This is a genomic window from Paenibacillus pasadenensis, assembly GCF_023715725.1.
GTDB classification, from domain to species: domain Bacteria; phylum Bacillota; class Bacilli; order Paenibacillales; family Paenibacillaceae; genus Paenibacillus_O; species Paenibacillus_O pasadenensis_A.
On record NZ_JAMBOT010000005.1, the window covers coordinates 320,618 to 347,403 of the forward strand.

The 26,786-nt window shown below is 49.1% G+C and carries 21 protein-coding genes; 17 read left to right on the forward strand and 4 right to left on the reverse strand.

The window, feature by feature from the left end:
* Positions 1-384 precede the first annotated feature (384 nt).
* The 7 genes from M3223_RS15110 (at position 385) to M3223_RS15140 (ending at position 11,462) form a co-directional block, all read left to right on the forward strand.
* Entirely contained in the window at positions 385-2,178 is a 1,794-nt protein-coding gene (locus tag M3223_RS15110; RefSeq protein ID WP_251562880.1) for a sensor histidine kinase, read from the forward strand.
* Complete coding sequence (locus M3223_RS15115; protein WP_251562882.1) at positions 2,156-3,604, forward strand: response regulator transcription factor; 1,449 nt, start codon at positions 2,156-2,158, stop codon at positions 3,602-3,604. Before M3223_RS15110 ends, M3223_RS15115 begins: the two co-directional genes overlap by 23 nt.
* A 157-nt stretch (positions 3,605-3,761) precedes the next feature.
* Positions 3,762-4,691 carry an ABC transporter permease gene (locus M3223_RS15120; protein WP_251562884.1) on the forward strand — a complete coding sequence of 310 codons (930 nt, stop codon included), beginning with the start codon at positions 3,762-3,764 and terminating at the stop codon, positions 4,689-4,691.
* Positions 4,685-5,545, forward strand: coding sequence for a carbohydrate ABC transporter permease (locus tag M3223_RS15125; protein ID WP_251562885.1), 861 nt, complete (start codon positions 4,685-4,687; stop codon positions 5,543-5,545). Before M3223_RS15120 ends, M3223_RS15125 begins: the two co-directional genes overlap by 7 nt.
* 58 nt (positions 5,546-5,603) lie before the next feature.
* Positions 5,604-7,124, forward strand: coding sequence for an extracellular solute-binding protein (locus tag M3223_RS15130; protein ID WP_251562887.1), 1,521 nt, complete (start codon positions 5,604-5,606; stop codon positions 7,122-7,124).
* A 15-nt stretch (positions 7,125-7,139) separates the two neighbouring features.
* Positions 7,140-9,254, forward strand: a complete 2,115-nt coding sequence (locus M3223_RS15135; RefSeq protein WP_251562889.1) for a hypothetical protein — start codon at positions 7,140-7,142, stop codon at positions 9,252-9,254.
* 204 nt (positions 9,255-9,458) lie between these two features.
* The gene (locus tag M3223_RS15140) at positions 9,459-11,462 is read left to right on the forward strand and encodes an RICIN domain-containing protein (RefSeq protein WP_251562891.1); all 2,004 of its coding nucleotides are present in this window, start codon (positions 9,459-9,461) and stop codon (positions 11,460-11,462) included.
* A gap of 87 nt (positions 11,463-11,549) precedes the next feature.
* Here M3223_RS15140 and M3223_RS15145 read toward each other — a convergent pair whose 3' ends face one another.
* Positions 11,550-12,467: a helix-turn-helix domain-containing protein gene (locus tag M3223_RS15145; RefSeq protein ID WP_251562893.1), complete on the reverse strand. Its 918-nt coding sequence runs from the start codon at positions 12,465-12,467 to the stop codon at positions 11,550-11,552.
* Between the two features lie 179 nt (positions 12,468-12,646).
* Between M3223_RS15145 and M3223_RS15150 the strand changes: the two genes are divergently transcribed.
* The 4 genes from M3223_RS15150 to M3223_RS15165 all read left to right on the forward strand — a co-directional run bounded on the left by M3223_RS15150 (position 12,647) and on the right by M3223_RS15165 (position 16,631).
* Positions 12,647-13,444 carry a phytanoyl-CoA dioxygenase family protein gene (locus tag M3223_RS15150; RefSeq protein WP_251562895.1) on the forward strand — a complete coding sequence of 266 codons (798 nt, stop codon included), beginning with the start codon at positions 12,647-12,649 and terminating at the stop codon, positions 13,442-13,444.
* A gap of 215 nt (positions 13,445-13,659) precedes the next feature.
* A complete protein-coding gene (locus M3223_RS15155; protein ID WP_251562897.1) occupies positions 13,660-14,574 on the forward strand; it encodes a hypothetical protein in 915 nt (304 codons plus the stop codon).
* Between the two features lie 171 nt (positions 14,575-14,745).
* Positions 14,746-15,345, forward strand: coding sequence for a TetR/AcrR family transcriptional regulator (locus tag M3223_RS15160; RefSeq protein WP_251562899.1), 600 nt, complete (start codon positions 14,746-14,748; stop codon positions 15,343-15,345).
* Positions 15,346-15,416: 71 nt separating this feature from the next.
* Positions 15,417-16,631, forward strand: a complete 1,215-nt coding sequence (locus M3223_RS15165; protein WP_251562901.1) for an MFS transporter — start codon at positions 15,417-15,419, stop codon at positions 16,629-16,631.
* An 8-nt stretch (positions 16,632-16,639) separates the two neighbouring features.
* Here M3223_RS15165 and M3223_RS15170 read toward each other — a convergent pair whose 3' ends face one another.
* Positions 16,640-17,509: a helix-turn-helix transcriptional regulator gene (locus M3223_RS15170; RefSeq protein WP_251562903.1), complete on the reverse strand. Its 870-nt coding sequence runs from the start codon at positions 17,507-17,509 to the stop codon at positions 16,640-16,642.
* 129 nt (positions 17,510-17,638) lie between these two features.
* Between M3223_RS15170 and M3223_RS15175 the strand changes: the two genes are divergently transcribed.
* The 6 genes from M3223_RS15175 to M3223_RS15200 all read left to right on the forward strand — a co-directional run bounded on the left by M3223_RS15175 (position 17,639) and on the right by M3223_RS15200 (position 24,485).
* On the forward strand, positions 17,639-18,472 hold the full coding sequence (locus M3223_RS15175; RefSeq protein ID WP_251562905.1) for an amidohydrolase family protein: 834 nt from the start codon (positions 17,639-17,641) through the stop codon (positions 18,470-18,472).
* Positions 18,469-19,965, forward strand: coding sequence for a tagaturonate reductase (locus M3223_RS15180; RefSeq protein ID WP_251562907.1), 1,497 nt, complete (start codon positions 18,469-18,471; stop codon positions 19,963-19,965). The genes M3223_RS15175 and M3223_RS15180 overlap by 4 nt, the downstream gene beginning before the upstream one ends.
* Positions 19,958-21,454: a UxaA family hydrolase gene (locus M3223_RS15185; RefSeq protein WP_251562909.1), complete on the forward strand. Its 1,497-nt coding sequence runs from the start codon at positions 19,958-19,960 to the stop codon at positions 21,452-21,454. The genes M3223_RS15180 and M3223_RS15185 overlap by 8 nt, the downstream gene beginning before the upstream one ends.
* A 1-nt stretch (position 21,455) precedes the next feature.
* Complete coding sequence (locus M3223_RS15190; RefSeq protein ID WP_251562911.1) at positions 21,456-22,415, forward strand: aldo/keto reductase; 960 nt, start codon at positions 21,456-21,458, stop codon at positions 22,413-22,415.
* A gap of 4 nt (positions 22,416-22,419) precedes the next feature.
* Positions 22,420-23,433 (forward strand): zinc-binding alcohol dehydrogenase family protein, encoded by a 1,014-nt coding sequence (locus M3223_RS15195; RefSeq protein WP_251562913.1) that lies wholly within the window; start codon positions 22,420-22,422, stop codon positions 23,431-23,433.
* A 566-nt stretch (positions 23,434-23,999) separates the two neighbouring features.
* A complete protein-coding gene (locus M3223_RS15200) occupies positions 24,000-24,485 on the forward strand; it encodes an LA_3659 family protein (RefSeq protein ID WP_251562915.1) in 486 nt (161 codons plus the stop codon).
* Between the two features lie 63 nt (positions 24,486-24,548).
* On the opposite strand, the gene M3223_RS15205 is transcribed toward M3223_RS15200, so the two are convergent.
* Together M3223_RS15205 and M3223_RS15210 are read right to left on the reverse strand one after the other, a co-directional pair.
* Complete coding sequence (locus tag M3223_RS15205; protein WP_251562917.1) at positions 24,549-25,364, reverse strand: WYL domain-containing protein; 816 nt, start codon at positions 25,362-25,364, stop codon at positions 24,549-24,551.
* Positions 25,351-26,709: a helix-turn-helix transcriptional regulator gene (locus tag M3223_RS15210; RefSeq protein ID WP_251563025.1), complete on the reverse strand. Its 1,359-nt coding sequence runs from the start codon at positions 26,707-26,709 to the stop codon at positions 25,351-25,353. Before M3223_RS15210 ends, M3223_RS15205 begins: the two co-directional genes overlap by 14 nt.
* Positions 26,710-26,786: the final 77 nt, after the last annotated feature.

A 26,786-nucleotide genomic window follows, 5' to 3' on the forward strand; every position in this document is an offset into this window, starting at 1 on the left:
TTGATTAAGAAAAGGGCCGGATACGGCACAAAAATGAAACCGGTTTCTAGCATTAGCCAAGCCGCTTTTCTCAAGGTTATGTAGCGGTAATAAATTTAAGAAAGTAACCTCCTTTATTAAAGAATAGTAAAATTTGGCTTTCAAAGTTCAGAAGTAAACTATATTCCTGATAGAGAAGTTGTTCAAGGGGGATAATTTAGGTTTGTTTTTTTAAGATTTCGTAAAGGGGAGGCATAAAAAAGGGGCCCGCACGCGGCGGGCCCAGAGAGAATCTATGAATAAGGGGGGTCTGGAATTAAGTATATATCGCTAAAATGAAGTCAAGCTGAATGGAAGATTACAAAATCATTACAATAAGTAAAAATGATAAGGCGGTGTAAGGAAATGGGCAGAATGAGAAAGTGGAAGTGGAAGCCTTCATCCATTAAGTACAAACTATTTTGGACATTATTATTGTTTGTATTTGTTCCCTTGTTCTTTCTGCAAATTCGAAATTATTCTCAAATTGAAACTATGATTAAAGATCGAATTAACCGGCAAACGACGCTGCAAATTCAACAAGTGAAAGAAAATTTTAATGACATTCGTTACACGATGCTTCGGACAGCATTGGAATTAGAAAGTGATTCCGCTATTTATGCCATGCTTACGCAAGCTGAACCATCTATCAAAGATAATGCCCAAGAGCTAGAAAATCTGTTGATTCGTGTAAATGCCAGATCGCTGCCGAGCAGTGCTTTTATTTACTATAATTTGTTGGATATGCAGGGTAGAGTCTATAACTCGTATACGCCAACAAACAATATTCTAGCAAGCTCAATTACTACAGATCAGGCATTTACCCGCATGCAGGAAGCAAATGCTTCTTTAATTTGGGTAGAAGAGGAAATGGGCGATATTGGAGTTTCCTCGGCCGGGGATCGAAGACTTGTCCTGATGAGTGTTCTCCAGAAAGGCAAGGAGCCTCCATTCGGTTACTTGCGAATCAGCTTTGATTATGACAGCTGGCTTCGATCGATCATCCGCAGCTTCCCTGTCCTGCAAAATTACTTCATCCTGGACGATAAAGGGCAGATCCTGACCCGGACCCGAGGCACCGCAGAACTTGATCAAGCTTGGGTAGACCAATTGCTGCTGTCTTCAAAAGGCAGCCAGGTTTATTATGATCGCAAAAACACGACATTAATGAATACACAATATTTATCAGATACGAACTGGTCCCTTGTGAGCCAGTTTCCATTGGAATCTTATATTGGCGACATCAATGGGATGAAGCGGCAATACTTCATTTCATTCGCTCTTCTTGTTGTGTTGTTTGTTTTGGTCACGTTTGTTATTTTATCTGGACTTACAAGGCCGTTAAGGCTGATTCAGCACAAAATGTATGCCATAGTGCGCAATCATTTTCGCGGGCGATTAATCGAGGAGAAACTCGATGGAGAAGTTCTGGCAGTTGCTCAGAGCTTTAATCATATGATTGATGACATCCATCAGTTATTTGAAAAACTGCGGATGGAGGAGAAACAGAAGGAAGCGATGCATTTCCAGATGCTTCTGTCTCAAATGAATCCTCACTTTTTACTCAATACGCTCAATATGATCAAATGGCAAGCGATGCGCAGCGATAATAAAGATATTGCTGAGGTTTGTTTGAATTTAGGGAAATTGCTTGAGACAAGCTTAAACATGGAGCTTGATCTTATTTTTCTCAAAGATGAGCTGGAATTGGCTCGGGCATACGTCTACATTATGCAACGGAGATGGCAGTATCCTTTCACGGTACATTACGTAGTCGAAGAAGGGCTGAGTTATTCACTTGTACCGAAATTAAGTCTGCAGCTGCTGCTGGAAAATGCAATTCATCATGGCTTTTCTAAGATTGATTACGATGGACAGATTTATATTCGGATTTCATCGGCTAATCAAGTATTAACGATGATCGTTGAAGATAACGGCGTTGGCGTGGAGCACGCAGCAAAACAGCAGACATTGCGCAAGCGCAATGGCATTGGTTTAACCAATCTCAAAGAGAGGCTTCGCCTGCTTTTCAAAATGAATGCGTCTTTTTCTTTGGAGGCAATGGAGCAAGGGACGCTTGCGCGTGTAGAAATACCTTTGCTTATATCTAATCCATACAAAGAGGGAGGAATGGATGATGTGGAAAGTGATCCTTGTTGAGGATGAGCTGTTTGTACGTGATTCGATTAAGCAATTGGTACCTTGGGAGGAGCTTGGTTTTACACTAGCAGGTGAGGCTGGAGACGGAACTGCCGCTCTCGACATCATCATGCAGCAGAAGCCTGACCTTGTTATTTCGGATATTGTAATGCCCGAGATGGATGGTGTCATGTTGCTGAAAGCGGTGCGTGAGTTAGGCATGGAAACGAAGTTCATCATGTTAACCTGTATGAGTGATTTTGAATATGCCCGCACTGCATTGGAGCTGGGAGCGACAAGTTATATATTAAAATTATCCATGGATATAGATAAGTTAAAGGAATCGTTGAGGAAGGTTGCTTTAGAGTTAACGAAACATTCCAATCATGACCGTCAGAAATTGCTGGCAAAGCTGCCCCCTATGTATGAACAGATATGGTCCATGATAAGTGCTTCTGCAACCGGGAGAGGCCAAGTTACAGGACTTCATGAACTGGCGAAAAGCTTAGAAGCAGCAGGAATTGCGCCTTCTCGAATAGCTGTTGTTTTACAGTCTATCGAACCTGACCAATGGAACGAAAACATTCACATTCATAGATCAGAAAGCTTGGGGATCACAACTCTAATCGATTGGTCCGGCGGAGATGGCGCTGCGTTTCAAAGGCTTCAAGATCAACCGACTTTTACTGCCTCTGCAGCTTCCTTGGAAAAACTGCCTCAAGTATGGAGGGAGTTATTAAATAGACTGTTGCCGGTCTGGTACAACCTGGCACAAGCTGAGATCGAAGACATGGAGAAGCTCCAAGAGCCATGGCAAATCCCTTGGGAACAAGAACGCAAGCTCATTTCAGCCTGGGAATTGGGACTAATCGAGGAAATGAAGCATGGTTTACATGCGATATGGACTCATATGTCCGACCATCATATACCAGTCGTACAAGTTAAGCGGTATGCGATTCATCTTTTGGATCAATATAAGCGTACGCAAAATATACAAGGAGATTTGTCCAATAAACAAATCGTGGCCGAATCCAAGCAGCATGCTGAACTGCTGCAAGCACTTATACTTACCTTAACGGAAGATATGGAGATAAGAAGAGAAAAAAGCGCGCCCGTTACCGATCATCCTGAAATCAATCGAATTGTGCGCTACGTACACGAGAATTATGAAGCTAATATTGGATTAAAAACCGCTGCTGCTTACGTCAATATGGATGAAAACTATTTAAGCGGTTTATTCAAGAGAAAAACAAGCTACACGCTCATTCACTATTTGCAGAAGGTTCGAATTGAACAAGCGATGCGTTATTTAGAAAATACGGAATTAACGGTGAGCGACATAGCGGCCAGCGTTGGTTTCGGTCATGACCATTATTTTATCAAGGTATTCAAAAAGGTCAGCGGCCTGACGCCAAACGAATATCGAAAAGTTAAAAAAGGACAATAAACACATGATCCCGAGGTTCCTTCTATACGAGGAATCTTTTTTTTATCGATTTTTACTAATTTTATGCTACAAGATGCACAGTTTTGTGAATGCCCTTCCTTTCGTGAAAACGCTACGATACATAAACAGAGAAAAGAGATGGGAAGGAAGTGCAGCTATGGATTCTAAAACGATCAAAGGAACCGCTCTTTGGAATGATGTGTGGAAGATGAGAGCTTTGTATCTCATGCTTACCCCCGGATTACTGTGGTACATCATCTACAAATACGTGCCGATGATTGGCTTGGTCATTGCATTTAAGGACTATAACATCGTAGAAGGCGTTGCAGCTAGCCCATGGGCGGATCCTTGGCATAAGTATTTCACGCAATTTTTTCATTCGCCGTATTTCAGCCAGCTTCTTACGAATACGTTACTCATTAGTTTTTATAAGCTGATTTTTGGCATTGCGCCTCCTATTGTGCTCGCCATTCTTATCCATGAATGCCGGTCGTTAGTGATGAAAAAATGGGTACAAACGCTCAGCTTTATGCCTCACTTTTTGTCGTGGGTTATTATTTACGGCATCGTGATTGCGTTTTTCTCCGAGACGTCGGGTGTTGTGAATCGGTTTATCGTGGAAAACGGCAGCAAGGCAATTCCATTTCTCACATCTACGGATTGGTTTCGAAGTGTACTCGTAGCTAGCGATGTTTGGCAAAACTTGGGGTGGGGGGCCATTATTTATCTCGCTGCGATCTCCAGTATAGATCCATCCCTTTATGAAGCTTGTCGGGTAGATGGCGGCGGCCGCTTCCGAATGATCTGGAATATTACATTACCTGGAATCCGAAGCGTAATTGTGCTGATGTTTATTCTGAAGGTCGGCCACATTCTGGATGCAGGCTTTGAGCAAATTTATATCATGTATAACATTCAGGTGTATGAAGTCGCCGACATCATTGATACCTGGGTGTATCGCACAGGCTTGCAGCAAATGAATTTCAGCCTTGCTTCGGCAGTTGGTTTGTTCAAATCTCTTTTTGGTCTTGTGCTTGTGCTTGTCTCAAATAGTCTTGCCAAGAAATGGGGAGAATCCATATGGTAAGAGGCTTGAGCGATCGTATTTTTGATATTTTTTTATATGCGATTCTAACTGCGGTTGCGCTTTTATCCGTCATTCCTATGGTTTATGTCGTATCGATTTCGTTAACTCCCTACACAGAAGTGCTGAAGAATGGGGGGTTCATCTTATTCCCAAAATCAATTACATTCGAGGCGTACCGCCAGCTGTTTTCAAACAATCAAATTCCAAGAGCTCTCTTTGTAACGATCTTCATTACTGTAGTTGGAACAGCGATTAATATCATTCTGACCGTATTAATGGCGTACCCTCTCAGCCGGAAAAAACTGCGTGGACGCTCCATTTTTCTAATGGTGATCGTTTTTACAATGTTGTTTAGCGGCGGGTTAATCCCCACATATCTAGTAGTGAAAGCGACGGGTATGACCAACACGTTATGGGCGATGATCGTTCCTTCCGCTATATGGACCTTTAATGTGTTGATTTTGAAAAGCTTTTATGAGAGTTTGCCAGAGGATTTGTTCGAATCGGCACGGATTGACGGGGCAGGTGAATGGCGTGTGTTGGCGGGAATAGTTTTGCCGCTATCCGTTCCTGCGATGTTAACCGTCGGTTTGTTCTATACCGTAGGACATTGGAACGATTTCTTTCAGGCTATTTTATACATTACGAATACGGACCTGCATCCGCTACAAGTGCTGGTTCGCAATTTATTGCTGGAAAGCCAGAATATGAACAACCAAAGCGATGTTATATTGCCGACTGTAACGCTCCAAATGGCTGCTGTTGTTAGCGCTAGTTTACCCATTCTTGCTGTGTATCCTTTTATTCAAAAACATTTTACAAAAGGTGTTCTTGTAGGAGCAATTAAGGGTTGATTGATCATCGGGTATCCGATTTTCAATAGATAATGAACACGAAAAGAGGGGACAAGTTATGAACAAACGTAACAGGTTGAATGGTGCAATAGTATCGGTGCTTTCCGCATCTTTGTTGTTAACAGGCTGCAGCGGAGGCAGCGGATCAGAGAATGATCCAGTCGCTGAATCATCAAAGACGCCGTCAAACCCAGTAAAGCTGGAAGTGATGAAAGTAGGTTTTGGAGCGAAGCTGCCTGAAGACGATTTCGTTAAAAAGACTTTGGATGAGAAGCTGAATATTGACCTCAACCTAACGTTGCCGGCATCTGGAGATGACTTCAAAACTCAACTGAATACACGAATTGCATCCGGTGACTTTCCAGATGTAATTGAATTGGATAACCGCCAATCCTTGCAGCAATTAGCCAATATGGGGGTACTCCTGGATCTGACGCCATATCTGGACAAATTGAGTGATGCAAAGAGGTTTATTGGCGATGACGGGTTTAAGAAAGGCATCATGAACGGCAAAACCTATGCCATTGCCAAAACGCCGTATCTCAGTTCAAACGCGTATTATTTCCGCAAGGATTGGCTGGATCAATTAGGGCTTAGTGTGCCAACGACAAGCGACGAGCTTTTGAAAGTAGCAAAAGCATTTACTGAAAATGATCCGGACGGAAACGGAGTGAAAGATACCTACGGCATTACAGGCGCCGATTGGAGAGCTTTTGCACCTATCTTTGGTTCTTATGGCGTCGCTTTAAGCGATTTCAGTACGTATATCAAGGATGGGAAAGTGATCACTGCAGCGCAGGATCCGAATTTTAAAGCAGCCCTGACTGATGTAAAACGTTTCATAGAAGCGGGAGTAGTGGATCCCGAGGTATTTAGCAATAAAGGTGCAGCAGCCACTGATAAAGCCATAAAAGGCATGGTAGGTATTCTGTTCACTGACTTCGGTCTGTTTAAGCAAGACACTGCAGATAAAGTGAAAGCAGCTAATCCGAATGCAAAATGGGAGATTATGCCTACGATTAAAGGGCCTGCAGGTCAATTCGAGAATGCGGTTGATCTTGGTGCCTCTTCGGGTCTCATTGCAATTCCCAAATCAGTTGAGAAGGACAAAGAGAAGCTTCAAAAAATTATCGATCTGCTGAATTATGTATCTACGCCAGAGGGTGCGCAGCTCGTTCAATTCGGGCTTAAAGATATGCACTTTACCCTTGACAACAACGCGGTTAAGCTGACAGATCAAGGCACAAAGGAAACCGGATATATTTGGGTATACCAGTTTACAGGCCGCCCCGAAAGAGAGTATTTATCGATAAAATTTAATTATGCATCAGCTTATATTGAAGAAGGCGCTAAGCGTAATCGCATTCAAGCTTACAATGGTTTTATCGATCCGCCAAGCAGTGTCAATATGGCAGATGCGCAACGGTACTTATTTGAACAAGCGATGCAAATTATTTATGGAAAAACACCGCTTGAACATGCAGACAAAATAGCAGCGGATCTGAACAGCAAGTTTGGTTTTGAAGCTTATCTAGATCAAGCGGCCAAGCAGCTAAAAGAACTCGGGTATTACCAATGAGAGGATTTAATTTATATGGCTTTTAATTTTGGAGGGGCTGCACCGGCTTCCGCGTCTGCGACATCCGTCGTCATTGACGGCAAGGGAACCGGAAGGACTTTTGAAGGAGAAGGTGTGGTTAGCGGCGGAGGCGGAAATACACGTCTGTTAATTGATTATCCCGAACCTTATCGCAGTGACATTCTGGATTACCTCTTCAAGCCTAATTACGGTGCAGGATATACTCATTTAAAAGTCGAAGTCGGCGGAGATGTCTTTTCTACGACGGGAACGGAGCCAACCCATGCACGAACGAGGGAGGAACTCGCAAACCCGAATATGCGCCGCGGCTACGAGCTTTGGTTAATGAGTGAAGCGAAGAAGCGGAATCCGGAGATCAAGCTGGATATTTTGCAATGGGGCGCCCCGGGATGGATAAACGGCTTCAGCACCAGCGTCGGCATCAGCAACGAAACTTATTACCGCAATGATAAAGCGAAGTATGCCATGTATTCACAGGATAATGCGGATTATTTGGTCAGTTATATACTAGGCGCCAAAAGGGAGTGGGGCTTAGACATTGACTATGTGGGGGCCAATCAGAATGAAAGTTTTGTTGGACTTGACTTAATGGACCCTAGTGACCCCGATAGTCCTTCTTATTTGAATCACTATATTGTCCATATTTTAAGACCTGCACTGGATCAAAATGGGTTACAGCATGTTCAAATCGTTGCTCCTGACATTGGCGGCAGGGAACTCGAGCCCTATAACCCGAGATCGCCATGGGCTTTTGCGGATGAAGTTCTAGCAGACCCTCAGCTTCACAATGCTGTTTCTGTCATTGGGTATCATTACGTGAAGAGCCATTCTTCGGAAACCGTCCAAAACTCCGGGTTGACGTTATGGGAGAGCGAGGGCTGGACGGGGAGCGGCACTTGGGAAGACGTTAACGGCCAGAAGGGCGCATTCAGTTTAGCCCGAATTATGAATAACAATTACATTCATGCGAAGGTTACCAAAACTAATGTTTGGCATCTTATCGGGTCGTCCTATCCCAATTTATCGTTTCCGAGAACAGGACTGATGATCGCTGACGAACCCTGGTCAGGGAATTATTCCGTGACGCCTGCAATCTGGGTTGCCGCTCATACCAATCAATTTGCTCAGCCGGGATGGCAATACCTTGACAGCGGCTGCGGGCTCACGGCGGGCGGGACATCTTATGTAACCTTGAAAAAGCCGGATGAGAGCGGCCATTACAGCGTTATAGCGGTCACCGGAGACTCTAGGGAGACAATGACCTTCAAGCTGACAGGCGGCTTATTGGCGCATGCCGTTCATGTCTGGAAGTCGGATGCTGCACAACAATTCATTCAACAGCCGGATATTCAAACGATCAATCATTCCTTTTCCATTACCTTGGAGCCGAATTCCATTTACTCGTTGACAACAACGACGGGGCAGCAGAAAGGCGCGGCTGCTCATCCGGTTCCGGCAGCTCAAGCTTTCCCTATCCCTTACTATGAAGATTATAAAGATTACGCTGCAGGTGAAACGCCGAAATATACTTCCGATGTGGAGGGCGTATTCGAGATTGCGGATAGGTTTGGCGGCGGGGGCAAAGCTTTACGGCAGGTTGTTGCAGGACCGATGAAGCAGTGGGATGCATGGATGACGCCTCGCATCCGATATGGGACGCATACCCAATTCGGCGAACCGGGTTGGACGGATTATGATTTGGGCGCGGATGTTTTAATTGAAAGTTCCGGTAAAGATATGTACGGAAATGAAACGCCAGGTACGGCAGCCATTGTAGGACGTGTGGGCACACAGCCTCGGCAAAGAATCAATGACACATTGATTACCGGTTATAAGCTGCAGGTAGATCAGAATGGCAGTTGGAGCTTACGGATTACAAACCCGCTCGTCAATTCGGATGCTGTACTCGCTGCGGGAACTGTACCGTTTTCACTACAAAGCTGGCATCAATTAAAGATGAGCTTTTGCGGTACGAATATAAAGGCATCAATCGACGGTATTCTCGTTGCATCAGTTAACGATAGCACGTATGCATCAGGCTTGGCAGCTTTGGCAAGCGGCTATAATTATGCGCAATATGACAAGGTTTATGTTAATCCGAAGCAATGAAGCTGCGTGCAAGCCGTGCTAAAAATTATGTACGGGCCAAACCTTGAATGAAAGCCGTCCTTTTGGGCGGCTTTTGCCGTTGATAACGCTAAATTATGCACTAATTTTATGCTACAAGATGCAGAGATTTGTGAATGATATTAATCTTTTGAAAGCGTTATCATATATCTGAAAGGAAAACAAAATGGAGAGGAAGTAGCAGTGATGGAATCTAGAACGAACAAAGGATGGTTAAGGTACAAGGTTAGTCAGCTATTCTGGTTATCCGTATTTGCTGTCATTTGTCTTTTTGGCGCAACAAAAGCTGTATCCGCTTCGCCCGTTTCCGTACCCAACGCGATTCAATTTACAGACACGGACCATAATATTGTTCAGGCGCATGCCGGTTCAGTAATGAAAGAGGGAGGCTATTACTATTGGTTTGGAGAAAGCCGGATAAATAATGGGGGCCTATTTTATGCAGTAGCTGTCTATCGCTCGACAGATTTGAAAAATTGGGAGTTTAGAAACAATGTGCTTACTCAAAACTCGGATCCAGAGCTGGCACAAGCTTATATAGAACGTCCTAAAGTTATTTATAATAGCACAACGGATAAGTACGTGATGTGGATGCACAAAGAAAATGGAATTAATTATTCAGAAGGAAGAGTAGCGGTAGCTTATTCCGATACGATCGACGGTAATTATACCTATACGGGAAGCTTTCAGCCAACGGTGGGCGGTATCTCCTATGATTCCCGCGACATGACAGTGTTTCAGGATGATAACGGGGATGCCTACCTCTTTTCTTCCGCCTCTAATCCAGATCGAGTAAACAGCTGGAATTCAACCATGAACATTTTTAAGCTTACAGCAGATTATATGAACGTTGCCAGTAAGGTCAGTACGATATTCAAGGAGCAATACCGTGAGGCACCGGCCGTATTTAAGCGTAATGGCGTGTATTTCCTGTTAACCTCAACAACTGACGGATGGAATCCAACGCAGCAAAAATATGCCACAACAACGAACATTGCTGGAACATGGTCTTCACTGAAAAATGTAGGAGATGCTACCTGTTTTGATTCACAAACAGGCTTTGTAATGCCAATACAGGATTCCAGCAATAATGTAGTCAGCTATATGTACATGGGAGACCGTTGGGGTGCTTCTTGGGGCGGAAAAACATATCAGTCCCAATACGTATGGGCTCCAATCGTGTTCACATCCAATACCGACTTTACTTTCCAATACTACGATAATCTCGTCATTGATACTGAAGCCGGCACGATTACCGGAAACAATAATGTGTTTGATGCAAATGCCGTTTATACATTCACAAACAACAACAGCGGACTAGCCATGTCTGTACAAGGGACGAGTAATAACGTTAAGCAAGATGCGCTAGGAACCGGATCTCAATTGTGGAAAATTGTTCCTTTAACAGATAAAGGCATAACCTATCACTATATTGTTAACCAGGCAAATGGCAAGTATTTAACGATGAGCTTAATGTTAAAACCGGACGGATCATACGACGCCGCTGCTACTTTAGCTAATGACAGACCGTATACAATGGCGGCAAAGGGTACTGATTCAACAAGTCAACAATGGCAAATCAATAAACATGGCAATGGAACGTACACATTAATCAATCGTAAGACCAAAAGTTATTTGGATGTGCAAGGTCAGTCTCTGACTGCCGGGGCGCAGCTTGTTCAAAATGTTCAAACAGCAAGCGTAAGTCAGAAATGGACGATTCAATTAAGCATACTTCCTCCAGCAGCTGTTGATACAACTAAAACGTATGCGCTTACCAATCGTAATAGCGGCAAATCGCTGGGCACGGTAGGTAATTCAACGGCAAGCGGCATCAACATTGAACAGCAAAGCTACACTGGAGCTGTAAGCCAATCCTGGAAATTTGTCCGTGACCTCTCAACAGGCTATTACAAAATCAAAAATGTGAACAGCGGTTTATTTATGGAGGTTAAAAACGCATCTGCAGCAGACGGCGCACAAATTATCCAAGCGGCTGAAAGTACAAGTACAAGCCAGCAATGGGAGCTTTCTGACGCTGGAGGCGGCTACTTTGTTGTTAAAAACCGCAATAGCGGAAAAGTTCTTTGCATGAATAATGGCACAACGGCGGATGGCGGGTATAGCATTCAGTGGTCAGTAACGGGTTCGGTTAACCAAAACTGGAGTTTCGCTGAAATTACATCATAAGCTCAAGTTATGAAGAGCCTTCATTTCCATTTTAATGGATTGAAGGTTCTTTTCGTGCTTTTGTTACACAGGGAATTATTCGGGAGTTCATTTGATTTCACGCGGAATAATCGACTGGGCGTATTTTTTGGGAGATAACCCTTCCGATTTTTTGAACAGCTTGCTGAAATAGAACAGATCCGGAATACCGACCTCATCCGCAATGTCTTTTACCGTTCGTTCATTGGAGCGGAGCAGCCGCTTCGCCTCCTCCATTCTTAACAAAAGCAAATAATGCGTAACAGTTTGCCCGGTCGCCTGTTTGAACAAGGTGCCGAAATATTTAGGAGACAGATTCGCACGCGCGGCGAGCAGCGGAACGTCAAGTTTATCCTTGTAATTTTGCCTCATAAACTGCACGGCTTCCGTCATTAAACCTGCATGAGGGCTCTCGATGCGAATCCCTTCTTTAGTAGTCAGTTCAATATATACGAGGCCGAGCAGCCGCAGCATGGACGATTTAAGCCATAGATGCGAGTCGGCCCGAGATTCCTGATAGTGTTCGGTCAGCTCTTTAAACGTTTCGTGAAAAGCGGTTGTGCGGCTCGGCCGCATGAACTCGGGGATATCCCAGTCCTGCACTTCGGCGGTAGGTCTGGCACGCAGCCAGTTCACGTCCGGAAGTGTTTCTCCTTGTTTTCTGCCCAAATAAACTGAAGGGGAAAAGTCCGTCGCCTCGCCCATAAACATATAGTCAAAGTGAACGGCAAAACAGTGCATCGGCCCGTCCTCGGAAACGAACATCTCATTTAGATGATGCGGGCGAATGTACAGCAGCACTCCTGGCTCCATCGTGTAGGTAACGCTTTCAATCCTTAACCAGCCGGTGCCGGAAACGATATAAATAAATTCATGATCGTAAATATACCGCTCGCCCAGATGGCTTCCCGGAGGTACGAGAACCTCATGAATGTACCGGACATACGGGGAAAGCCTTTTAAAATCAACCCGATAGGTGCTCGCCATTCGACAACCTCCCGAGACTTCGACTTTTCTCTATTAAAATTAAAACACCGTTTTCTTTTGGATTCAACCGCGATCTTTTCAATTCGACCAAATTACAATAACTTCCGATTTCTATCCATCCCTCACCTTCGGCTATCCATGTATGATGGGGACATCAAAGCCAAGGAGGATGCTGAACAATGACTGCAGCCAATCAGGTGACGGAAGAGCAAATCAACTTTTACCGTGAAAATGGATTCGTTAAATTGGAAAATATGCTTACCGGGGAAGAGCTGGAGCAGCTGCGTGAATACCTGGAGGAGGCCATGCAGGAGGAGGGCAGCCGTTCGGTCAAAACGGACCAAAAGGATGGAACCTATTACCGGGTGCTGAACCAGAAAGTGAACACATGGCGGGATCACGGCGGTATGGCCAAGTTCAGCTTTCATGAAAAGTTTGCTAAAGCAGCATTGGAGCTGACCGGTTCGAATGAAATCCGCTTTTTCCACGATCATGGATTATGGAAAATGCCGGGGGATTCCAAGCCGACTCCTTGGCATCAGGATACGCCGTATTGGCCGGTTAATGAGCCGGAGAAGGGCATGCTGTCGATCTGGATTGCATTGGATGATGTAGATGAAAAGAACGGCTGTATGGCCTTTGTTCCCAAGTCGCACCGAATCGGCAAATTAAACCCGATTGACCTGGTGAATCCGCAAAATATTTTCGACGCTTTAGAGGATGGAAAGCTGGAAGACAGCAAACCGGTTATTGTGCCGCTCAAAGCGGGCAGCTGCACGTTTCATAACGGCCTGACCTTCCATTATGCCCATGCGAATTCAACGGACCGGCCAAGACGGGCGCTGGCCATTATCTACATGCCGGACGGAATTACGTTTAGCGGAAAACCCCACACGGTTACGGAGGGACAAAAGCTGGAGAAGGGACAGCCGGTGAAAGGGCCTTTGTTCCCGCTGCTGGCGAAGCGTCATGCCTAATTCCGATAACCTGCAGCTCGTGCCTGCAGAAAGGAAAGAGCCGAAAGGTGACGAATATTTAATAACTGGAACAGCTGATGTTCCTGCTGCTCATTGCCTAAGAAATTGCAGCTCATGCCCATGCAGCGCCAAGCCCCGCCCGGCGACTGCTGATCAAAATTTAGAGAAGGGGCAGCCGGAGAACGATTATATGTTCCCGCTGCTGGTGAAGCACTATGCCTAATACAATTGATTTGCAGCTCGTGCCCGGCTGGGCTAAGCTGCCCGAGAACGTTGAGCTTGGATATACGCATGGAGTCGCCGTAGACTCCCAGAATCGCCTTATTGTGTTCAACATGAGCCGTCACGCCGTAGCCTTTTTTGATCCATCGGGACAGTTCCTCCATTCTTGGGGTAGCGAGTTCGCGGCGGGGGCTCACGGTCTGCATCTCCGTCAAGAGGAGGATGGGCAGGAGTTTCTGTATCTGACGGACTACGCCCGCCATCTGGTTGCAAAATATACGCTGGACGGTCAAGAAGTATTAACGATCGGAGTGCCGCCAGTTCCCGAGCTGTATCCAAACCCGGAAAGCTATATGCCGACGGATGTAGACGTTGCGCCAAACGGCGATATCTATGTTGCGGACGGTTACGGACAGTACGCCGTACACCGGTTTGACCGGACGGGAAAATGGCTTCAATGCTGGGGCGGCAAAAATGAAGCAGGGCTGAAATTCCACGAGCCGCATGGCATCGGCATCGATAGCCGGTCCGGGGAGCCTGTACTGTATGTGGCGGACCGCCGCCATCAGCGTTTTGTCGCCTATCGTCTGGACGGCGAATTTATCGCGACTTATGAAGGGGATTATCGTCTGCCTTGCGACGTCGTTCCGTTTGGCGAGAACGGTTTTATTTTCCCGGATCTGAACGGACGGATTACGATTACGGACTCAAACTTCCAAAGCATTGCGCATATCGGAGACAATCCGAATATTTGGGAGGATTCGAGATGGCCGAATCTGCCGCCGCAAGAGCTGGTGGACGGGAAGTTTAACTCCCCGCACGGCTTGTGCGTGCACGGCAATCAGGTATTTGTCGCGGAATGGGTTCAGCAGGGCCGCATTACGAAGTGGGAAGTAAGCGGGAAATAACGGATAGGAAAGCAAGGGCTGTCCCGTATGCCAAGCGGCATCAGGACAGCCTTTTTTTGTATCGCTTAGCATGTCCGAGTTGCCTTGAGTCACTCGATCAATTACAATACTGAATAAATGTTCAGTGTTATTGCGTGCACCGGTTTGAAATCGAATAGAGGTGAAGACTTATTGAATAAAAAACAGCAGCAAACCGAGCAGACGAGGAAAAAAATCGCCGATGCCGTCCGGGCATTATTTGTGCAGAAGGGCTACAAGGCGACTTCGATTGAAGATATGGTGAAAGCGACCGGCTGCAGTGCCGGCAACATCTATTATCACTTCAAGAGCAAGGAAGGATTGTTCCTGCATTTAATCGAGGTCTGGAATAAGGAGTGGGAAGAGACCTGGCTGGTCAAGGAACCGCTGTACCCGACCACAATCGACAAGCTGTATGGCATGGCTGAGCATCTGGCTTACGAGCAGCTTAATCATCCGTTTACCAAGGCTGTTGATGAATTCTTCCATAATGCGGAGAAAAATCCGGAGGTCGAAGGGCGCATTAATGAAATGGTCAAAGGTTATATTGATTTTAACCGGGACCTTCTGCAGCGGGGGATTGATAACGGCGAATTCGAAACCACGAATGTTACCGGACTCGCGATTATTTTGGATAGCCTGATGTATGGACTTAATCAGCATACTCGCAGAATGGAACGGGATGAAGCGCTGGCCGCTTACCGGCTGGCAATGGATGTGTTTCTGCACGGTATTGCAAAGACGGGCCGCTAGGCCTTTTTTTTCGCAATAATCTAGAACGAATATTCAGTATTAGACAGCATGGGAATCGGAGGAACACAAAAATGGCGTTACTGCTAAAAAATCGGGGAGCTTTGCTTATCCTGATGTTTAATTTATTGCTAGTTTTTACGGGGATAGGGCTTATTATCCCCATCATGCCGAGGTTTATGGAAACGCTTGGAATTACAGGCGGGATTGTCGGTCTGCTTGTCGCTGCTTTCTCTCTGACGCAGCTTCTGTTCTCGCCCCTTGCCGGACGTCTGTCGGATAAATTCGGCAGAAAAAAGATGATCGTTATAGGCATGGTCGTATTTGCCGGATCCGAAGCGCTGTTTGGGGTCGCTACATCGTCCACTCTGCTGTTTGTGGCGAGGTTGCTGGGAGGTATTAGCGCTGCCATGATTATGCCGGCGGTAATGGCTTATGCGGCGGACGTCACGACAAAAGCAGAGCGCGCAAAAGGGATGGGTTTTATAAACGCGGCAATTACAACCGGTTTTATTATCGGTCCAGGCATTGGCGGCTATATTGCCGAATTCGGGATTCGGGTGCCGTTTTACGCTGCGGCCGTAGCGGGACTTGTTGCAGCTCTCATTAATCTAGTCAGTCTGAAGGAGTCTAAACCGGTAGAGGAAGAGGAGGAGTTTGTGGCTGCTCCGGTTTCAAAGAAGGGGCAAAGCGGCATTCTCAGCCAACTGAAGCATTCTTATCGCGAGCCTTATTTCCTAAGCCTGATCATTGTATTTGTGCTATCCTTTGGACTTGCTAATTTTGAAACGGTATTCGGGCTGTTCGTGGATCATAAGTTCGGTTACGAGCCTAAGGATATTGCTTTTATTATTACGTTCGGCTCGATTGCCGGCGCGGTTGTCCAAGTAACGGTGTTTAGCTGGATTTTGCAGCAGTTTGGAGAGCGGCGCGTCATCTCGGCCTGCCTGCTTGTTGCCGGAGTGTTCATTTTCCTGACGCTGTTTGTCCATCAGTTCTGGATGGTGTTTGCCGTCACATTTATTGTGTTCCTTGCGATCGATATTTTGCGTCCGGCAATCGGTACGCAAATGTCGATGGTGGCGAAGGATCAGCAAGGGTACGTTGCGGGATTGAATTCAGCCTTCACCAGTCTTGGCAATATTGCAGGACCAATTATTGCGGGATTCCTGTTTGATTATAATATCAATTACCCGTACGCGCTGGCGGCTGTTGTATTGCTGCTGAGCTTTGTGTTAACTCTGCGGGAGAACAAGCGCAGCCATCAGGGAGCGCGGACAGCTTCATAAACTATTGTCTAACTATCGGATTCTTCCCTCCGGTAAGCAGCAGGGGTTGAGCCCGTCAAGCTTTTGAAAATCCGGTGAAAATGCGGAATGCTCGAAAACCCGCAAGCCTCGGCGATTCCGGCAATGCTCTCGTCGGATTCCAGCAGCATGGATTTGGCTTGAATAATCCGTTTAGCATTTACGTAATCTGTTACATTCATTCCGGTAAATTGCTTAAACACACGCGAAAAATGCGAAGGCGAAACCGATGCGTCTCCGGCAAAATCGGCCAGGCTGTGAGGCAGCCAAGGCTGGGCGTCAATATCGTGCAGGGCTCTCTTGATCCAGGAGGGCCCTATTCGTTTATCCGCCTTACCGCTTGCAAAATGCAGGGCAAGATAACGGTTCAAATATAACAGCAGCTTGCCCAGCTCAAGCCGGATGGAGGTCCGGTAGCCGTCGGGCCGTTTGTTCTGTTCCTCATTCATAAGAGCAAGAGCAGCTTCTATGACGGAATGTTCAATTGGCGGCAGCTCAAATTTGTAATGCTTCTGTCTGCGAGCGCTGTCAAAACATTGCAGGGGAGAGTAAGAATCATCGTAAAGATCCGCTGAAGCAAAGGCCGGAGCAAAAAACACCGCCGTGGAAATAATCGGATTCAGCTCGTCAGGCAGGGAGCGATGAACCGTATTTCCGGGAATGATAAACAGATCGCCGCTTTTTTTCTCATACACGGAGTTGTCGATAAAAAAACGGCCTGCCCCTTGATGGATGTAGACCAGCTCATAATGCTCGTGAAGATGGTCGGGCAGCTCGTCCTCGGGATGTTTGACATGCTGATGATGAATATGGAATGGGAACAGCGGGTCTCCCAGAAAAGGTTTGCGGAAAGGCTTCATTCGATTGGCCTCCAATAGTTAAGTGCTTTAGTTTCATGATATCAAAATACAGTACATAAATGAAGATATGGATCATATCATTGTCGATTTTGATTATTTATAATAAAGGAAAGCAAAGGAGGAATCGACATGCGCATCGACTCTCATCAGCATTACTGGCGAATCGAACGAGGCGACTACGGCTGGATTACGCCGGAGATCCCCGTCCTGTACCGGGACTTCCTGCCGGAGGATCTGGCGCCTTATTTAATAAAACATGAGCTGGACGGCACAATCGCCGTACAGGCTGCCCCTACATTAGAAGAAACGGAATATTTGTTTACGCTCGCGGATCAGCCTGATTCCCGCATTCTTGGTGTTGTCGGCTGGCTCGATCTGGCCGATCCCGAACATAAAACGCATTTTGAGCGCTTTAAACGGCATCCCAAGTTTAAAGGCTTCCGGATTATGATTCAGGAAATGCCGGATTCCTCGCGGATACTGGCTCCTGATTTTGTGGAAGCGCTGAAAGGTTACGCGGAAGAGGACGTTCCCGTTGACCTGCTGCTCGTCTCCCGCCAGCTGACGCATACCGTTCAACTGCTGGAGCAGACGCCGGGTCTGCGCGGCGTTATTGATCATATTGCCAAGCCGGATGTCAAAAACGGTGAAATGGACGCTTGGCTTCAATCTATGACGCAAATTGCCAAACATCCGAACATCTACTGCAAGCTGTCCGGCATGGTGACGGAAGGCGATCACGCCAGTTGGAATAGGGAAGATTTTGCGCCTTATATCCGCCATGTGCTGGAGCTGTTCGGTCCGGACCGCGTCATGTTCGGCAGCGATTGGCCCGTATGTCTGCTGGCGGCAGAATACGATGAAGTGATGTCGGTGCTGCTGGAATCGCTGCCGGACGGTTGGGGCGAAGCCGAGCGGGCCAAGCTTTTTGGCTTAAATGCAAAGGAGTTCTATAAGTTATGAGTACTTCGCTTAACCGCTCGGCGCTGGATGAGCAGGGCAGAAGCAGACTGGATGCGGCAAAAGCGGCGCCGGTGACGATGCTGCAGATCGGCGAAGGCAATTTTCTGCGCGGCTTCGCGGACTGGATGATTCAGACCTGCCGCGATCAGGGACTGTTTGCGGGAAGCATCGCAGTGACGCAGCCGCGGCCGTCCGGCAGGAGTAAAATCGAACGTCTTGCAGCTCAGGACGGTCTGTATACGCTGGTCACGCAAGGACTGGAAAATGGGACTCCGGTCAGCCGGAGGGAGACGATCGCGGTGTTTGCCGAGGCGTTTGATCCTTACTCCGAGTGGCAGCGCCTCATTGATCTTGCGGTAAGCCCGGAGCTGCGCTTTATTATCTCCAATACAACCGAGGCGGGGCTCGTTTACCGTCCGGAAAAACTGACTGCAGCAGAACCGGTCCAGTCCTATCCCGGAAAAGTCGCTTATTTATTGTACGAGCGTTATAAAACGTTCCAAGGCGACTCCGAAAAAGGGCTGATTTTGCTGCCATGCGAGCTGCTGGAACGGAACGGCGACACGCTGCGCAGCGCCGTGCTGCAATACGCCAAGGACTGGTCTTTTCCGGCTGCTTTTATGGAATGGGTCAAGCAGCATAACCGGTTTCTCAACTCCCTCGTCGACCGCATTGTGACCGGATACCCGGCGGAGTCGCAGGCGGAGGCCTGGTTCGACGAATGGGGCTACCGTGACGCTATGCTCGTGACTGCAGAGCCTTATCATCTGTGGGCGATTGAGGCCGAGCCGGAGCTGGAGCAGCTTTTGCCGCTGCGCAGCGCGGGGCTGAACGTGTTTTGGACGGATGATTTAAAGCCGTTTCAGCAGCGGAAGGTACGGATTTTAAACGGAGCGCATACGTGGATGGCACCGCTTGGAATTCTGCATGGCGTTGAGCATGTAAGAGGATTGCTCCAGCATCCCGGGCTTGGCGTAATGGTACGCAAGACCGTGATGAACGATATTTTGCCGACGCTGCCTTATGAGGAGCGGGAGCTGCAGGTCTATGCGGAAAGCGTGTTTGACCGCTTCGGCAATCCTTACATTAACCATCGTCTCGCGGATATCGCGATGAACTCCATTAGCAAGTTCAAAGTACGCTTGCTGCCTTCGCTTGCTTTTTACGCCGAATCGGACCGGGAAGTACCGTCAAGCTTAACGTTGGGCTTGGCCGCTCTGCTTCGTTATTACAAGGTTGTCAACGATGGGCAATTCGCAGGTGTAACGCTGGCAGGAGCGCGTTATGAGGTTCGGGATGATCCTGCCGCGCTGGAGCGGATGAGGGCGCACTGGGCAAAAGCCGAATCGGCGAAGGAAAGCTTGGCCGATACCGTGGAGCGAATTTTATCCGATACGGAGCTATGGAGCGCGGATTTGACCCGCTGGGGCCGGTTAGCCGCAACCGTTGCATTACAGATGGAAGCGTTGGAAAGAGGTGCGGTAAATGAATGATTGGATTCGGCTGTCTGCTGAGGACGGAGTCGTCATCGCTTTGCGCGCTGTCTCCTTGGGTGAAAAAATCTCGCTTGAGGACGGGCGGGAGCTGACGGTCCGGGATGACGTTCCAAAAGGCCATAAAATATTGACTGAACCTGTCGCGGCGGGAGAGGACGTTTTAAAGTTCGGCTACTCCATCGGTAAAGCCAAAACCGATCTTGAGCCCGGCGTTTGGGTGCATACTCATAATTTGCGGACGGGCCTCGGCGCTATTTTGGACTACAGCTACGATTCTTCCGCAGAGCGCCGCCAGGAGACATCCGGCGACGATGTTCCGACATTTCAAGGCTTCGTTCGGCCAAACGGCGAGGTTGGCATCCGCAATGAAATTTGGATTATTAACACGGTCGGCTGCATTAACAAAACCTGCGAGATTTTGGCCAAACGCGGCAGCTCTCAGGCGGGCGGACGAGTGGACAGCGTCGTTCATTTCGCTCATCCGTTTGGCTGCTCCCAGCTCGGCGACGATCTGCAATTTACGCAAAAGCTGCTCGGCTCGCTTGTTAATCATCCAAACGCCGCCGGCGTGCTTGTTGTCGGTCTCGGCTGTGAAAACAACGGCATCGAGCCCTTTAAAGGAGCGATCGGCCCCTACGACGAGCGCCGCGTGAAGTTCATGAGCGCCCAGTCCGAGGAGGATGAGCTGGAAAAAGGCCTTCAGCTGATCGAGGAGCTGACCGAGTACGCGGAAAGCTTCAAGCGCGAGCCGGTTCCGCTGTCCAAGCTGAAAATCGGCCTGAAATGCGGCGGCTCCGACGGCTTTTCCGGTATCACGGCCAATCCGCTCGTCGGCACGATTTCCGATACGCTTGTTGCTGCCGGAGGAACGGCTATTTTGACCGAGGTGCCGGAAATGTTCGGGGCGGAAACGATTTTGATGGAGCGCGCCGTTAACGAAGCCGTGTTTGGAGACATCGTTTCGCTCGTCAACGATTTTAAGCAATATTTTATCCGCCATGGACAGGAAATCTACGAAAACCCGTCTCCCGGCAACAAAGACGGCGGCATCAGCACGCTGGAGGAGAAGTCGCTCGGCTGCACGCAAAAGGGCGGCAAATCGCTTGTGACCGACGTCGTCAAATACGGCGAGCGCGTCAGCAAAACCGGCCTCAACCTGCTGGAAGCGCCAGGAAACGATCTTGTTTCCGTTACGGCTTTGTCGGCTGCGGGCGCACATATCGTGCTGTTTACGACCGGCCGGGGAACGCCGTTTGGAGGACCGGTGCCAACGGTCAAAATTTCGACCAACTCCGATTTGGCCCGCCATAAGAAAAACTGGATCGATTACAACGCCGGACAGCTGCTGGAGGGCATGTCAATGCCGGAGATGAGCCGGGATCTGATGGCTTACCTGATCCGGCTGGCTTCGGGCGAGCTGGAAACGAACAACGAACGGAACGGTTTCAGGGAAATTGCAATCTTTAAGGACGGAGTGATCCTTTAATATGAAGTATCGCAAATTAGGCCGCACCGGCCTCGACGTATCTGTGCTTAGCTTCGGCGCGTCGTCGCTCGGCTCTGTATTTCGCCAGACGGATGACAAGGAAGCCATTATGACCGTACATGCGGCAGTGGATTCCGGTATCAATCTGATCGACGTTTCCCCTTATTACGGTTTAACGAAGGCGGAGACGGTGCTAGGCAAAGCGCTTCAGGAAATTCCGCGCGACAAGTTCCTGCTTTCGACCAAGGCAGGACGTTACGGGGCGGATGACTTCGACTTCTCGGCGCAAAAAATCCGCAGCAGCGTTGAGGAAAGCCTGGCGCGTCTGCATACGGATTATTTGGACATTCTTTTCCTGCATGATATTGAGTTTGTTCCGGCGCAGATCATCATTGAGGAAGCTGTTCCAACGCTGCACAAGCTGCAGCAGGAAGGCAAAATCCGCTTTACGGGGATTTGCGGACTGCCGCTGGAGCTGTTTGAATTTATGCTGCCTAAGGTTGATGTCGACGCGATTATTTCGTACTGCCATTATTCCTTGAACGATACTTCGCTGCTGAATCTGCTTCCGCTGCTGGAGTCCAAAGGCACGGGTCTGGTTAATGCATCCCCGTTGTCTATGGGACTGTTGGGTACAAGAGGGGCGCCCGACTGGCATCCGGCCAGCGGCCGGCTGAAGGCGGCTTGCCTGGAGGCAGCCAAGCTCTGCGAAGCTGCCGGCGAGGACATTGCCAAGCTTGCTGTTCAGTTCTCGACGTCGAATGAGCGCATTCCGACAACGCTCGTCAGCACGGCTAACCCGTCCAACATCGTGAAAAACGCGCTGTGGGTCGACGAGCCGATGGACAAAAGGCTGCTCGCAGCCGTTCAGGAAAAGCTTGCGCCGGTTATGAACGAGACCTGGACAAGCGGCAGACCGGAGTACAACACTAAAATTAATCCGAACGAAAGCGGGCGTTAAATCAATGAAGGGCATTGTATGCGAAGCGGTTGAATCGTTCAAGTACCGCGATGATTTGCCGGAGCCGGAGCTTGGAGCAGGAGAAGCGATCGTGCAAATTCGCAGAGTTGGTATTTGCGGTACGGACTTGCATGCGTTTAAAGGCAATCAGCCTTTCTTTTCTTATCCTCGCGTTCTGGGGCATGAGCTGTCGGGCACTGTTGTGCAGGCAGCGGACGGAACCGGCCTGCAGGCTGGAGACCAGGTAGCGGTCATTCCATACTTGCACTGCGGCGAATGTATTGCTTGCCGGAGCGGCAAAACGAACTGCTGCACGTCGATGAAGGTGCTCGGCGTTCATGTGGATGGCGGAATGCGGGAGCGGATTGCCGTTCCGGCTACGCATCTGATCCGTACGGCGGGCCTATCGCTTGACGAATCGGCCATGCTGGAGCCGCTGGCGATCGGCGCTCATGCCGTGCGCCGCTCCCGTGTGACAAAAGGCGAGACCGTGCTTGTCATTGGCGCAGGTCCGATCGGACTTGGCGTTATGGCTTTTGCTAAATATGCGGGGGCACGGGTTATCGCAATGGACGTTAATGAGGAGCGGCTGGCGTTTTGCCGCTCTTGGGCTGCCGTTGACGGCACGGTCAATGCGCTGGAAGGGGCTGTCGAGCAGCTGGAGCAGCTGACGAGCGGCGACTATCCGACGATTGTGTTTGACGCGACAGGCAACGCCAAGTCGATGGAAGCGGCTTTCCGTTACGTCGCTCACGGCGGAACGCTCGTATACGTCGGCCTCGTGAAAAACGATCTTTCGTTCAGCGACACCGAGTTTCATAAGCGGGAAATGACGCTGATGGGCAGCCGGAACGCAACCAAGGCTGATTTTGACCATGTGCTTGAGGTGCTGAAAAGCGGAAGCATCGATATCGGGCGTTATGTGACGCATCGCTCTTCGTTTGAACAGATGGCCGGCCAGTTCGACACCTGGCTTAACCCGGCTTCAAAGGTAATTAAGGCCGTTGTAGAGCTCTAATGAGCTAGTGAAAGATTTGCTCGCCAAAGGTCGGCCCTCCGGTCGCTCGCTATTGATTAATTGATTCGTACCGTTTGATAACGGTAGAATCCGATGGTTAAATGCGGACGTTTATGGGGCGCGGCTTTTGGCTTTTTTTGCAGCCCGCAGCTGCTGGCTTGCTTCTAACGCAACTGGAAAGGCTTATTCGAGAGATTTAAGCCCTTTTTGGAATGTAACGCAACTGAGCCGTCTTATTGGGGCATTTAAGTGCCTTATTGCCTCAAAAGTCGCGCTATAACGCTTCTAAGTTGCGTTAGGTTTTCAAAAGTGGCCAAAAGAGACGAATACCGCTTCTCAGTTGTGTTAGGTTTTGGTAATAGTATCGTTTATGGATTCCCCGCCCGTGGGAAGTTCGTGAACGATAGCAAAGGGCTTTGGCGGCAGTTATAGGGAGAGGCGGGTTCCGCTTTAGGAACGAGCTATTAGTGCTGCGGCCATGCACATAAATAAACTCATAAGTTCATTGAAACTTATGAGTTTATTTATTATACTATTGGAAGGAGACACAAGGGGGGGCTGCGTCGATGGAAGAGATGTTAAGAGAGCTCATTGGTGTTGTCAAAGGCATGAATGGCCGTTTTGATGAAATGGACCGTCGGTTTGACACCGTAGACAAACGCCTGGACAATGTAGACAAACGCCTGGAGGATGTAGACAAGCGCCTGGAGGATGTAGACAAACGACTGGACAATGTAGACAAACGCCTGGAGGATGTAGACAAGCGCCTGGAGGATGTAGACAAACGACTGGACAATGTAGACAAACGTCTGGAGGATGTAGACAAGCGCCTGGACAATGTAGACAGACGCTTGGACAATATGGACAAGCGGTTTGAAGTTGTGGAAGGCCGCCTTGCAACTCTGGAAACGAATCAAGAGGAAGGCTTCCGCCAGACGAATGAAAGATTGGATCGGATTGAAAAGCGCCTTGATCTGACATTCGACCAGGTTACAGCCACAACGGAGGATGTAACCGATTTGAAAATCCATCTACGTGCGGCTGGACGCTAGTCAAGACCTGTAATCAGACCAGAGGAATCCGTCGAGATAATGTTGTAGGTTAACTCATCCATTTCATTCAGCTTTCTCTTCTATCGCGATCCCATACCGGGCCAGCGCCTTCATGGCGCTGGCTCGTAGTTCATTTTGCAGCCCGGCTCCTGCAATAATCCGCACCCGCTTGCCGAGAAAACGAAGCTTTTGCAGCAAATATCCGGATTCGTCCTTGGAATAAGTAATCTCAATGCGGTACATCCCGCTCTCGGAATCGTACTGCACCTCCTGCCCAAAACAAGAAAGCGCGTATAAAATACGGGAAAGCTCCCGGTTATAACGAGGCAGCAATTCAAGAAGCGCGGTCGTCCGGCGCTTGGCCGTTAAAGAAGCAATGCGGGCATCAAGCCTGTCCGCTTCTCCGGCGGAAAGCTCCAAAGGCTCGGCTCCGTGAATATAGGAAAGGCGGGTGCGCATTAACGGACGGCCGCGGAATCGATGCCATAACAAGTACCACTCCTTGGTGGACATGGCGTATTCAAGCCGGTAAGGGTACCCGGAAACATGGTGGCGGATTCCGCCTTCTTTTACTTCGTAGGTGAGCTTCAGCCCGCTGCGGCTGCAGATGAAACCGGCCAGCTGCGGCAGCAGCGGGTTGAACAGCCGCCGCTCGCGGCTGCGGGCTTTTTCCGTCAGATGCTCAAGCTGCAGTGGCGGATCCTCCTGGAGCAGCAGCCGAAGCTTGTCCAGCGCCGCCGCGCCGAGAAAGGAGGAGGCGGATGGATGCTCCAGCATGAGCCGCAGCCAGGAGCGTTCGCTGCCCGTGACCGCAATTGCGCCGCTGCTGGCAAGGCGCCGGCTCAGCTCATAGTTATGGACTTTATCAAACAGGCTCATAAAATTCGGAAATCTCCTTCCATTCCTCGATCATTTCCCGTCGCAGCTCCTCCGGCGCAAGCACCTCGCAGCTGGAGCCGAAGCTGCGCAGCCACGGGCGTATTTCGCGCGTTCCGTTTACTTCAATGTCGAAACGGAACGATTGCGCTCCCTCGTCGCTCACCGTGCCCCATTGTCCTTGAAGCAGCACCCGCTCACGCACAAAATCATAACGGATCCCCTGGGGCCGGAAGAAACGGACCGAAACGTGGACCGGCTGGCCAAGATCGACTAGCCAGCTTGTGCGCGTCTTCTCCTGCAATTGAATTTGCTTGCGCTCGACTAAATCCGGCTCGGCGGGCAAGCCCCGCTCCAGTCCGCTAATGCCCTCCATTCGCCAGGTCGCCAATCCGAGCGCGCGGTTAAATCCGAGTACATACCAGCGCCCGTACTGGTGGTCGTAAATCGTTTTGAGCGGGAGCAGCGTTACTTTCCGCGCGGGACTGTGGCGGGCATGCAGCGGATTGGTCCCGCGCGCCGCATAACGGCTGTCCGACTTAGGCGTCAAGTAATCAAACGTGACCTGTATTCCGTCCTCGATAGCGGAAAGCAGCGGATACAAGTATGCTTCATCGAGAATGCGGCAGTCGTAATGGTAGGCGAAGCCCGTCCGGGCGCTGAGGCATTCCGTCTCGCCAAGACTGCGCCGGAGGCTGTCCTGCAGCAGAAATCCTTGCACCGATGGAACGCGGGTGCCAGCCATAACATGCACAAAAAGCTCCAGCCGCTGCAGCTCCTCCGGCTCCAGCTGGCTCCACAGCTCATTGCGGAGCCGAAAGCGGAACGGACGCTGCCCGCTGCGGGCGACGATTCCGGCCGTCTCCAAATAGGCCAGATCGGAACGAATCGTCTTTTCGTCGGGGAGCGAGGCTTCTTCCGGCATGGCGGCCGAGCAGGCCTCAAGCAGCTCGGAGGCGGTAATTGGGCCGTGCTGCAGAGCTTCCAGTAGAATCGCGAGACGGATCGTCTCCGATTCTTTGAGCGACTTAGCGCGGAAAAGAAAGAGCAGCAGCGGGTCCCGACCCGCATGGCGGCGGTGCTGAAGCAGCTGAGGCAGGCCTGCGGTTAACGCGGGCCGTGAGCAGCGCGCGCCTGTAAGAGCAGCGCTATCATCCGTTTCTTCCAACTCAACGGAGGTTATGAAGGTGCTGCCTGCCGCCACTTCCTTGAGCCGCCGCAGCGCTTTATCAAGCGTATGTACGGAAATTCCGAGCCGGTCCGCTGACTCCTTCCGGCTGTAGCTGCCTCCCGTGAGCACCAGCATGCGCAGAAGCTCAATTTCTTTGTCAAAGCTTTCTCTTGCGATTTTGAACACCCCTATGAAAACCCACACTCAAAAGCAGCGGGTTGAAGATAAGCTGTTTATCCGAACCCTATTAATTC

Coding starts and splice junctions, on each gene's coding strand:
- M3223_RS15110 (WP_251562880.1), top strand. CDS start 385: ATGGGCAGAATGAGAAAGTGGAAGTGGAAGCCTTCATCCATTAAGTAC.
- M3223_RS15115 (WP_251562882.1), top strand. CDS start 2,156: ATGTGGAAAGTGATCCTTGTTGAGGATGAGCTGTTTGTACGTGATTCG.
- M3223_RS15120 (WP_251562884.1), top strand. CDS start 3,762: ATGGATTCTAAAACGATCAAAGGAACCGCTCTTTGGAATGATGTGTGG.
- M3223_RS15125 (WP_251562885.1), top strand. CDS start 4,685: ATGGTAAGAGGCTTGAGCGATCGTATTTTTGATATTTTTTTATATGCG.
- M3223_RS15130 (WP_251562887.1), top strand. CDS start 5,604: ATGAACAAACGTAACAGGTTGAATGGTGCAATAGTATCGGTGCTTTCC.
- M3223_RS15135 (WP_251562889.1), top strand. CDS start 7,140: ATGGCTTTTAATTTTGGAGGGGCTGCACCGGCTTCCGCGTCTGCGACA.
- M3223_RS15140 (WP_251562891.1), top strand. CDS start 9,459: ATGGAATCTAGAACGAACAAAGGATGGTTAAGGTACAAGGTTAGTCAG.
- M3223_RS15145 (WP_251562893.1), bottom strand. CDS start 12,467: ATGGCGAGCACCTATCGGGTTGATTTTAAAAGGCTTTCCCCGTATGTC.
- M3223_RS15150 (WP_251562895.1), top strand. CDS start 12,647: ATGACTGCAGCCAATCAGGTGACGGAAGAGCAAATCAACTTTTACCGT.
- M3223_RS15155 (WP_251562897.1), top strand. CDS start 13,660: ATGCCTAATACAATTGATTTGCAGCTCGTGCCCGGCTGGGCTAAGCTG.
- M3223_RS15165 (WP_251562901.1), top strand. CDS start 15,417: ATGGCGTTACTGCTAAAAAATCGGGGAGCTTTGCTTATCCTGATGTTT.
- M3223_RS15170 (WP_251562903.1), bottom strand. CDS start 17,509: ATGAAGCCTTTCCGCAAACCTTTTCTGGGAGACCCGCTGTTCCCATTC.
- M3223_RS15175 (WP_251562905.1), top strand. CDS start 17,639: ATGCGCATCGACTCTCATCAGCATTACTGGCGAATCGAACGAGGCGAC.
- M3223_RS15180 (WP_251562907.1), top strand. CDS start 18,469: ATGAGTACTTCGCTTAACCGCTCGGCGCTGGATGAGCAGGGCAGAAGC.
- M3223_RS15185 (WP_251562909.1), top strand. CDS start 19,958: ATGAATGATTGGATTCGGCTGTCTGCTGAGGACGGAGTCGTCATCGCT.
- M3223_RS15190 (WP_251562911.1), top strand. CDS start 21,456: ATGAAGTATCGCAAATTAGGCCGCACCGGCCTCGACGTATCTGTGCTT.
- M3223_RS15195 (WP_251562913.1), top strand. CDS start 22,420: ATGAAGGGCATTGTATGCGAAGCGGTTGAATCGTTCAAGTACCGCGAT.
- M3223_RS15200 (WP_251562915.1), top strand. CDS start 24,000: ATGGAAGAGATGTTAAGAGAGCTCATTGGTGTTGTCAAAGGCATGAAT.
- M3223_RS15205 (WP_251562917.1), bottom strand. CDS start 25,364: ATGAGCCTGTTTGATAAAGTCCATAACTATGAGCTGAGCCGGCGCCTT.